We start from the raw sequence: 7,000 nt of genomic DNA, 5'->3' as shown, positions 1-7,000 counted from the left end.
TTCGCGGGGGGGGGGCGGCGCCTGCCTCCGCCCGGGGGGGGGGGGGGGGTGGGGCGGGGGGGGGGGGCCCCCCCCTCCACGCCTCCCCCGGTCCCCAGCGCCCCTGGTTGGACCAGCACCCCCGGCCGGACCAGTGCCCCCGGCTAGACCAGCGCGCTCCAGTACGGGCAGCGGACGTACGGCAGCGGCGGCGCGCAGCGGTCGACGCTCCCGGACAGCACCGGGCCCCGCTCCGAGCGGGCCACTCCGGGCGAACTCGCCGTCAGCCCGGCCTCGCCCGACTCGCCGAAGCGCAGCTCCAACCGGTAGCCGTCCGGCGTGGCCGCGGCGACGCCCGGGCGGTCCCGGCCGGCGTTCAGCGAGGTGATGGTCCAGCCGCGCCGCCGCCAGTGCCGCTCCACCACGTCCGCCAGCGCCGCCCGTCGGGACAGCGAGACGACGGTGAGGAGGTCCCGGCCCCGGGTGACGTACCAGAGCAGCTCCGACTCGCGCCCCGGCAGCGGCAGCCGCGCCCCCGCCCGCGCGGGCGCCCCCTGCCAGACCGGCGCCGGACGGACGGCGTCCAGGGTGTCCTGGAGCAGCGTCTCGCAGCGTTCGGTGGCGTCGAGTTGGTCGATCGTCACCTCCGGCCCCGACTCCGCCCCCGGCTCGGACTCCGACCGCCGGACCGGCGCGACCCGCGCACCGCCGGGGCGGCCGGGGCCGCCGCCGCCCGGGCATCCGACGTTCAGTTCGGCACCACCTGACTGCACAGGGCCCTCCGTACTCCCCCGGTGTTCAACCCGGGCCGGCATTCCGTCACTGCTTGGACGGCGGGCGGGTACGGGCAGTTCCCCTCCCGGTTCCGTCCCTCACCGTTCCCACACCTTCAAAATGCACTGCACGGTGCAGTTGAATCACTGATCTGCACTGTGTAGTTTACTTCCTGGGCCGACCGGCCGGGCCGGACCGGCCCACCGGCCGCACCCGGCAGGCCTTCTGACCCGCCGTCCGACCCAGCCATCGAGAGGACCCGCCATGCCCGTCATCACCGTCGGCACCGCCCGCATCCCCTACCGCGTCGTCGGCGACGGCCCCGACACCCTCGTCCTGGTGCACGGCACCGGCCCCGGCTCCGCCATGTGGGACGGCCTGCTGGACTCCTTCACCGACCGCTGGACCGTGCTGCTGCCCGACCTCTCCGGCAGCGCGGCCGCCGAGGACGACGGCGGTCCGCTCGCCCTGGAGGCCCTGGCCGCCCAGGTCGCCGCCGTGATCGAGGACGCCGGCCGCGGCCCCGCCGACGTCCTCGGCTTCTCGCTCGGCGCCGTCGTCGCCACCGCGACCGCCGCCCTGCACCCCGGGCGGGTCCGCCGCCTGGTCGCCGCCGCCGGCTGGATCAGCGCGGAACAGGACGAGTACCTGCGGCTCTCCATGGCCACCTGGCTCTCCCTCGCCGACCACCCCGCCGCGTTCGGCGGCTACGCCACCCTCACCGCCTTCAGCCCCGGCTTCCTCGACCGGATCGGGCGCGCCGCCGTCCAGGCCAACACCGCCTACATGCGGCCGACCCCGGGCACCCTGCGGCACATCGCCCTCAACCTCGACCTGGACCTCGGCCCGCTGCTCCCGCGCGTCCAGGCCCCCGCCCTGGTGATCGGCTGCCGCCAGGACGCCACCGTCCCGGTGGAGAACGCCCGCCGGCTGCACGCCGCCCTGCCCGGCAGCGCCTACGCCGAGTTCGACACCGGCCACATCGTGCTCGCCGAGCAGACCGGGGCGTTCACGGGTGCCGTCCGGGACTTCCTCGTCGCCGCGTGACCGCCCGCCGCACGACCACCCGCCGACCGCCGGCCGCCGACCACCGACCGCCGGGAGGGAGCGAACGGCGGCGCGCGGGCGGCCCGTCCGGCGGGCGCGCACGGCCCGGGCGACCGGCGCGCGGAGCACACCGTTGCCCGAGAGGCAAGCCCTGCTCCAGAAAGGCCGATTACCGCGCATGGTGATCCTTATCGAATTGACTGAACGTCAACTTCAAAGGTGAGACTGCCTTGTCAGCAACATTCGCAAGGAGACCACCATGCGCATACTCTTCACCGGCCCCGCCGCGGCCGGTCACCTCTACCCGATGGTGCCCACCGCCCAGGCGCTGCGCGCCGTCGGGCACGAGGTCCTGTTCGCCACCGGGCAGCCCGTCGAGCTGATCCGCTCCGCGGGCTTCCCCGTCGCCCAGGTCGGCGACGGCCGGGGCCTGCGGGAGATCATCGAGGAGGCTCTCGGCGGCAAGGTCCAGTACGTCAACCGGGACAAGACCCAGGAAGAGATCCTCGACATGGCGGCCGCGATGTTCGCGCACGCCTCCCGCCCCGACGTGGACGGCCTGCTCGCGGTCGCCACCGACTGGGGCGCCGACCTGATCGTCCACGACTCCTTCGCCGCCGCCGGCCCGCTGGTCGCCGCCCAGCTCAAGATCCCGTCGGTGGTGCAGAACTTCGGTGCCAGCCCCGGCCGCCCGATGGCCGACCTGGTGGCCTCGCACGTCTCCGACCTGTACGAGGAGCGCGGCCTGACCGCTCCGGGCGTCACCGCGGTGCTCAACCTCGGCCCGCTCGGCGGCGACCCGGACGGCCTGCCGATGCGCTACGTCCCGTACAACGGCGGCGGCATCGTCCCGGGCGAGTTCCTCCGCAAGCCCGAGCGCCCGCGGGCGGTCGTCACCCTGGGCACCGTGCTCGCCGAGATCGACGGCGTCCGCGCGGTGGTCCGCCTGGTCGAGGCGGCGGCCGAGGTCGACGCCGACTTCCTGCTCGCGGTCGGCAACGCCGACCTCGCCCCGCTCGGCACCCTGCCCGCCAACGTCCGCGGCCTGCCCTGGGTCCCGCTCAACGAGCTGCTCGGCCGCGCCGACGCGCTGATCCACCACGGCGGTTCGGGCACCATGCTGACCGCCCTCCAGGCCGGCCTGCCCCAGCTGCTGCTCCCCCAGGGCGCGGACCACTTCCTCAACGCCGACGCCATCACCGCCACCGGTGCCGCCCTGAGCTCCACCTCCGAGGCCGTCGACACCCCGCTGCTCACCCGTGTCCTCACCGACGCCGCGCTGCGCGACGCCGCCCACCGCCTCCGGGCCGACAACGCCGCCCTGCCCACCCCGGCCGCCCTGGTCCCCACCCTGGAGGACCTCGCCGCCCGCCGCTGATCCCACCCCCGCCGCCGGTGGCCGTACCGCTCACGGCCGTACCCGCTCACAGCGGTGCGGCCACCGGCGGTACGGCCGCCGACGCGTCGGCCCGGGGCAGCAGGAGCGGCGTGGCGAGGATGAGCAGTCCCGCGACCGCGAGGGCGGTGCGCGGTCCGGTGGCGGCCGCGAGCAGCCCGCCGAGCGCGGTGCAGACGGCGATGGACGCCTGCTGGCCGATCGACCAGGCCGACAGCGTGCGGGCGACCAGGTGCTTGGGCGTGCGTTCGAGCCGGTAGGTGGCGAGCACCGGGTTGAACAGGCTCATGTTGACGATGATCGCCAGCTCGACGGCCATCACGGTGACCAGGCCGACCACGCCGGGGCGGACGAAGGCCAGGCCGATCAGCCAGACGGCGCGCAGGGTGCCGACGGTCCGGAACACCCGGTCCCGGCCGTGGCGTGCCACGACCCGCCGGGCCAGCCGGGAGCCGATCAGCCCGCCGAGGCAGGGGGCGGCGAAGGCCAGGCCGTACTGCCATGGGGCGAAGTGGAGTTGGCGGAGCAGGAGGACGGCGAGCACCGGCTCGGTGGCCATGATCAGACCGGCGACGAGCATGTTGTTGAGGTAGAGCGCCCGCAGACCGGGGTCGCCCAGAATGTGCCGCCAACCGTCGAGCACCGCGCCCGCCCGCACCGGGTTCCCGCCGGTCCGCCGCGGCGTCTCCTCCCGGCCGCGGATCGCGGTGATGCTCAGCGCGGAGAGCAGGTAGCTGAGCGCGTCGGCCACCACGGTGGTGACCGGCCCGAACCGGCCGACCGCCGCCCCGCCCAGCGGCGGACCGATCGCGATGGAGCTCCAGTTCGTGGACTCGAACCGCGCGTTGGCCACCAGCAGGTCGTCCGGCCGGACGAGGGCCTTGAGGTAGGCGCCGCTGGCCGCGCCGAACGCGATCCTGGCCGCGGCGACCACGATCGAGACCACCAGCAGCTGGACGAAGCCCAGCCCTCCCAGGGCGTACGCGACCGGGATCGACGCCATGGCCGCGAACCGGACCAGGTCCATCGCGATCATCACCGGACGCTTGCGCCGGAACTCCACCCACGGCGCGAGCGGCACCGCGATCAGCGCGCCCACCGCCGGCCCCACCGCGGACAGCGCGGACACCTCGGCCGGTCCGGCGTGCAGCACCAGCACGGCGATCAGCGGCAGCGCCCCGAACCCCAGCCCGGACCCGTACGCGCTCACCGCGTACGCCGCCCACAGCCAGCCGAACCGCCGGCCCAGCCGTCTCCCACCCGTCATGCGCGGTGCGCTCCCCTCGACGTCCCGACCCCGACCGGACAAACCGGAGTTGACCGGTGAGAGCCAACCGGGAGGCACAGCGGCCGGTCAAACAACCGTTTCGCCCACCCCGCACAACCACAGGTTGTTCTCTACAGTGGACCGGCGTGGACCTCGAAGCAGTGCGCACCTTCGCCGCCATCGCGGAAGCCGGCCAGTTCCAGAAGGCCGCCGTCGACCTGTCGATCACCCAGCAGGCCGTCTCCAAACGCGTCGCCGCACTGGAGCGCGACCTCGGCGTGCGACTGTTCACCCGCACCCCGCGCGGCGCCGAACTCACCATCGACGGACAGGCGTTCCTGCCCCACGCCCGCGAACTGCTGCGCGCCGCCGAACGCGCCGTCGCGTCCGTACGGGCCGGCCGCCGCCCGCTGCGCGTCGACGTGCTCAACTCGCGCGGAGCCGTCTCGGGCCTGATGCGCGACTTCCACCGCGCCCACCCGGACATCGACCTCGACGTGCTGATGCTGCACGACATCGAGACCGCCGTGGCCGCCGTCCGCTCCGGCACGATCGACGCCACCTTCCGCGCCGTCGCCATGCCCGGCCGGCCGCTCCCCGAGGACATCGCATCCGTCCGGGTGCTCGACGAACCGCTCCACCTCCTCACCGGCCCCGCCCACGCCCTGGCGGGCGCCCGGACGCTGACCGTCGCCGACCTGGCCGGCCACCGGATCTGGATGCCCGGCATCGTCCCCGGCACCGAGTGGGGCGCCTACTACGCCGACCTCGTCGCCGAGTTCGGCCTCACCATCGAGGCCACCGGCCCCAACTTCGGCTCCGACGCCCTCCTCGACACCATCGCCGACACCCCGGCCCTCGCCACCTTCATGAGCGAGCGGACCCGCCTCGTCTGGCCCGCCGCCCACGGCCTGCGCCGCATCCCGGTGACCGACCCGACGCCCGTCTACCCCCACTCGCTCCTCTGGCACCGCGACAACCCCCACCCGGCCCTCCCCGCCCTCCGGGCCCACCTCGCCACCACCGCCCCCACCCCCGGCACCCCCGGCACCTGGACCCCCGCCTGGACCCTCCCCCACTGACCGCCCCGACCGGCCCCGGACAACGCGAAAGCCCCAGGCCACTGGCCTGGGGCTTTACTGCTGGAGCGGGCGACGAGAATCGAACTCGCGCTCTAAGCTTGGGAAGCTCATGTTCTACCATTAAACTACGCCCGCCTGATGAGCCGTCAGAGACCGCTCGATCCAGTGTCACTGTACCCCATTCGCACCGGTGGTTGCACAGGGGGTCGGTGGACGTGGCGGAGCCGGGTGGGGCGGGTGTGGAGGCGTACTGTGTGGGCCGCGCGCGAGTGCTCCGGTGGGTGGGGGCCGAGGCGGCGAGCCATGGTGAGGAATGTCCGGAACATCCCCTAATGTGACGCTGTCCCGGGGCTCGGCCGTCGGGGCGAGTGCGTACGGGTGAGTACTGGGTTAGGGATGGGAAGGGGATCGATGGAGCAGCGCGCCGTCGTTCGTTGTGCCGAGGGGCACCTGTTCAGCACCACCACGTTCCCGATGCAGAACCTCGGTCCTGGCCGGCTCGGGCCCGGACGGTTGATCCGCTGCCCGCAGTGCGGACGGATGCGGAGTTCGGTGCTGGCCGACGTGCGGGAGCTGTCGGAGCCGCAACTGGCGCGGGCGATGCGGTTGGAGGCCGCGGAGTTCCTGGCCTGACGGTCGCGGAGGGACGGAACGGGCCCCGGGCGGATTCGTCCGGGGCCCTGTCGTGCACGTAACCTCGAAGCGTGCTGCTCTCTGACAAGGACATCCGGACCGAAATCGACCTGGGTCGGGTCGTCGTCGACCCGTTCGACCCGGCGATGATCCAGCCGTCGAGTATCGACGTGCGCCTCGACCGCTTCTTCCGCGTGTTCGAGAACCACAAGTACCCGCACATCGACCCCTCCGAGGAGCAGCCGGACCTGACCCGGCTGGTCGAGCCGGAGGGCGACGAGGCGTTCATCCTGCACCCCGGCGAGTTCGTGCTGGCCTCGACGTACGAGGTCATCACGCTGCCCGACGACGTCGCGTCCCGGCTGGAGGGCAAGTCGAGCCTGGGCCGGCTGGGCCTGCTCACCCACTCCACGGCCGGCTTCATCGACCCCGGTTTCAGCGGCCACGTGACCCTGGAGCTGTCGAACGTCGCGACGCTGCCGATCAAGCTCTACCCGGGCATGAAGATCGGGCAGCTGTGCCTGTTCCGGCTCTCCTCGCCCTCGGAGCACCCGTACGGCTCGGAGCGCTACGGCTCGCGCTACCAGGGCCAGCGCGGCCCGACGCCGTCCCGCTCGTACCTGAACTTCCACCGCAGCGACGTCTGAGCACAGGACCCGCAGGACCCGCGGGCCCCACGGAGCGCACGCACGACGGGCGGTCTGTCCCTCACGTGAGGGACAGACCGCCCGCGGCGGGTGGCAGGGCCCCGTCGGGGGGGGGTCGGGGGCCAGCGCGGTGCCGTGCTCGGACAGCCGCAGCGCGGGGCGCCGCTCGGCCCCC

At 73.9% G+C, this 7,000-nt stretch carries 7 protein-coding genes and 1 tRNA gene; 5 read left to right on the top strand and 3 right to left on the bottom strand.

Translation table 11 applies throughout. The features are described from left to right. Nucleotides 1-143 precede the first annotated feature (143 nt). On the bottom strand, nucleotides 144-623 hold the full coding sequence (locus tag ACFRQN_RS18910) for a hypothetical protein (RefSeq protein ID WP_074001845.1): 480 nt from the start codon (nucleotides 621-623) through the stop codon (nucleotides 144-146). Between the two features lie 394 nt (nucleotides 624-1,017). Here ACFRQN_RS18910 and ACFRQN_RS18905 point away from each other — a divergent pair, with 394 nt between their 5' ends. Both ACFRQN_RS18905 and ACFRQN_RS18900 read left to right on the top strand, forming a co-directional pair. Next, nucleotides 1,018-1,800, top strand: coding sequence for an alpha/beta fold hydrolase (locus ACFRQN_RS18905; protein ID WP_380741248.1), 783 nt, complete (start codon nucleotides 1,018-1,020; stop codon nucleotides 1,798-1,800). A 259-nt stretch (nucleotides 1,801-2,059) separates the two neighbouring features. Further along, nucleotides 2,060-3,178 carry a nucleotide disphospho-sugar-binding domain-containing protein gene (locus ACFRQN_RS18900; protein ID WP_074001847.1) on the top strand — a complete coding sequence of 373 codons (1,119 nt, stop codon included), beginning with the start codon at nucleotides 2,060-2,062 and terminating at the stop codon, nucleotides 3,176-3,178. 46 nt (nucleotides 3,179-3,224) lie between these two features. Here the strand turns inward: ACFRQN_RS18900 and ACFRQN_RS18895 are convergent, their stop codons facing one another. Beyond that, nucleotides 3,225-4,463: an MFS transporter gene (locus ACFRQN_RS18895; RefSeq protein ID WP_380741247.1), complete on the bottom strand. Its 1,239-nt coding sequence runs from the start codon at nucleotides 4,461-4,463 to the stop codon at nucleotides 3,225-3,227. A gap of 146 nt (nucleotides 4,464-4,609) precedes the next feature. Here ACFRQN_RS18895 and ACFRQN_RS18890 point away from each other — a divergent pair, with 146 nt between their 5' ends. After that, nucleotides 4,610-5,545, top strand: a complete 936-nt coding sequence (locus tag ACFRQN_RS18890; RefSeq protein WP_074001849.1) for a LysR family transcriptional regulator — start codon at nucleotides 4,610-4,612, stop codon at nucleotides 5,543-5,545. Nucleotides 5,546-5,606: 61 nt separating this feature from the next. Here the strand turns inward: ACFRQN_RS18890 and ACFRQN_RS18885 are convergent. After that, nucleotides 5,607-5,680 (bottom strand) — tRNA-Gly (locus ACFRQN_RS18885). Nucleotides 5,681-5,956: 276 nt separating this feature from the next. Here ACFRQN_RS18885 and ACFRQN_RS18880 point away from each other — a divergent pair. Together ACFRQN_RS18880 and dcd are read left to right on the top strand one after the other, a co-directional pair. Further along, nucleotides 5,957-6,178 (top strand): hypothetical protein, encoded by a 222-nt coding sequence (locus ACFRQN_RS18880; RefSeq protein ID WP_074001850.1) that lies wholly within the window; start codon nucleotides 5,957-5,959, stop codon nucleotides 6,176-6,178. Between the two features lie 71 nt (nucleotides 6,179-6,249). Next, nucleotides 6,250-6,825 (top strand): dCTP deaminase, encoded by a 576-nt coding sequence (gene dcd / locus ACFRQN_RS18875; protein WP_049651628.1) that lies wholly within the window; start codon nucleotides 6,250-6,252, stop codon nucleotides 6,823-6,825. Nucleotides 6,826-7,000 lie beyond the last annotated feature (175 nt).

Origin of the sequence: Kitasatospora sp. NPDC056800, from assembly GCF_042789775.1 — a bacterium.
Taxonomy (GTDB): domain Bacteria; phylum Actinomycetota; class Actinomycetes; order Streptomycetales; family Streptomycetaceae; genus Kitasatospora.
This window is presented reverse-complemented; position numbering and strand designations above follow the sequence as displayed.

Coding starts and splice junctions, on each gene's coding strand:
- ACFRQN_RS18880 (WP_074001850.1), top strand. CDS start 5,957: ATGGAGCAGCGCGCCGTCGTTCGTTGTGCCGAGGGGCACCTGTTCAGC.
- ACFRQN_RS18900 (WP_074001847.1), top strand. CDS start 2,060: ATGCGCATACTCTTCACCGGCCCCGCCGCGGCCGGTCACCTCTACCCG.
- ACFRQN_RS18905 (WP_380741248.1), top strand. CDS start 1,018: ATGCCCGTCATCACCGTCGGCACCGCCCGCATCCCCTACCGCGTCGTC.
- ACFRQN_RS18895 (WP_380741247.1), bottom strand. CDS start 4,463: ATGACGGGTGGGAGACGGCTGGGCCGGCGGTTCGGCTGGCTGTGGGCG.